Consider the following 2,019-nt stretch of genomic DNA (forward strand, 5'->3'; position numbering starts at 1 on the left):
CGGACCATGACCCAAGATTTCATAGGACTTCCAAGCTTTGCTCTTCTTTTGCCTCCGCACTGTTGGTAGCGTCACACCATGCTTGCTTACACAGCCGGGGACACTGACGTCCCGCTGCTCGAGGAAACCATTGGCGCGAACTTCGAACGGATCGCGGCGCGGTTCCCGTACCACGACGCCCTGATCGAGGCGGCTGCGGTACCCGGCGAAGAGGCCCGGCGGTGGAGCTACACCAAGTTGAACGACGACGTCGACCGCCTGGCACGTGCGCTCCTCGCCCTGGGCGTCGCGAAGGGCGAACGGATCGGCATCTGGAGCCCCAACTGCGCCGAGTGGACCATCCTGCAGTACGCCACCGCGAAGGTCGGGGCGATCCTGGTCAACGTCAACCCCGCCTACCGCAGCCATGAGCTCGAGTTTGTGGTCACCCAGAACGGCATGCGCATGCTGGTCACCGCGCCGTCTGACAGGAACAGCGACTACACAGCGATGGCGCGGCAGGCCCTGGCGGCGTGCCCGGATCTGCGCGAGCTGGTCTTCCTCCCGGGCACCGGCCTGGACGGGCTGACCGCCGGCGAACCCGGCACTGACGCGGAGCGCACCTATGCCGAGCTGCTCAAGCGGGCCGACGACGTCGGGCACTCCGAGCTGAAAGCGCGCATGGCGGCACTGGACGCGCAGGACCCCGTCAATCTGCAGTACACCTCCGGCACCACGGGGTTCCCGAAGGGCGCCACGCTGACGCACCACAACATCCTTAATAACGGTTTTTCGATCGGCGAACAGCTGGGCTACACGGAACACGACCGCGTGGTGATCCCGGTGCCCTTCTATCACTGCTTCGGCATGGTGATCGGGAACCTCGCGGCGCTCAGCCACGGGGCCGCCACCATCATCCCCGGCCGGTCATTCTCGCCGGCCGCGGCGCTGGAAGCTGTGCAGGACTTCGGCGGAACCTCGCTGTACGGCGTGCCGACCATGTTCATCGCCGAGCTCGCCCTGCCGGACTTCGCCTCCTACGACCTCTCGACACTGCGCACGGGCGTCATGGCCGGCTCGCTGTGTCCCATCGAGGTGATGAACCGGGTCATCACGGAAATGAACATGAAAGACGTCGCCATTTGCTACGGCATGACGGAGACCTCGCCGGTGTCCACGATGACCCGGAGCGTGGACACCATGGCCCAGCGCACCGAGACTGTGGGCCGGACCATGCCGAACCTGGAGAGCCGGATCGTGGACCCGGTCACGGGAGAGGTGGTGGAGCGCGGCGGGATCGGCGAACTCTGCACGCGCGGCTACGCGGTGATGCGCGGGTACTGGAACCAGCCTGACAAGACCGCCGAGGCGATCGACGCCGACGCCTGGATGCACACCGGAGACCTCGCCCGGATGGACGCGGACGGGTACATCGTGATCGAGGGCCGGATCAAGGACATGGTGATCCGCGGCGGCGAGAACGTCTATCCGCGCGAAATCGAGGAATTCCTCTACACCCACCCGGACAGCCAGGACGTGCAGGTGTTCGGTGACCCGGACGAAAAGTACGGCCCGGCTGGGCCTCCAGAGCGGCGGCTGACGGCAACGCGGGGTCACTTAAGGCCAATCCCGAGGCGCCGGACGGGCCGTAAGTGACCCCGCGTTGCGGGGATTGCGGAGGGCCTGTGGATAACCTCAGCGCCGAGGCTGATCCGCGGTCACAATGGTGCGCATGGTCCGCATTGTGCCGCTTCCCGAAAGCCTCACCCTCACACCGTTCACCGTCTATGAGTCGCGCGCGCTGGGTATTCCGCCCAAACGTCTACGGGCGCACGATTTGTCCGACGGCGGCCGCCTTATCTATCTGCCGGCCGGCCGGCAGCTTGAGATCGTCGAACGGGCCAGGGTCCTCGCCGCTGCTACCCCGGGTGCCTGGGCGTCCCATGAAACCGCGGCCGTGCTGACCAGGCTCGGGCTGCCGCCATGGTTGGGCGAATGCCCCACCATCCACCTCAGCAAACCCCATGAACTGCCCAGAGT

Annotated in this window: 2 pseudogenes; both read left to right on the plus strand. The window is 66.1% G+C overall.

The features are described from left to right. Window positions 1-78 precede the first annotated feature (78 nt). A pseudogene (locus LQV45_RS28270) lies at window positions 79-1,551 on the plus strand (AMP-binding protein); the annotation flags it as partial. A 160-nt stretch (window positions 1,552-1,711) separates the two neighbouring features. Beyond that, window positions 1,712-2,019, plus strand: a pseudogene (locus tag LQV45_RS28275) (hypothetical protein); the annotation flags it as partial.

The sequence above is a fragment of the Microbacterium sp. Bi128 genome (genome assembly GCF_918698205.1).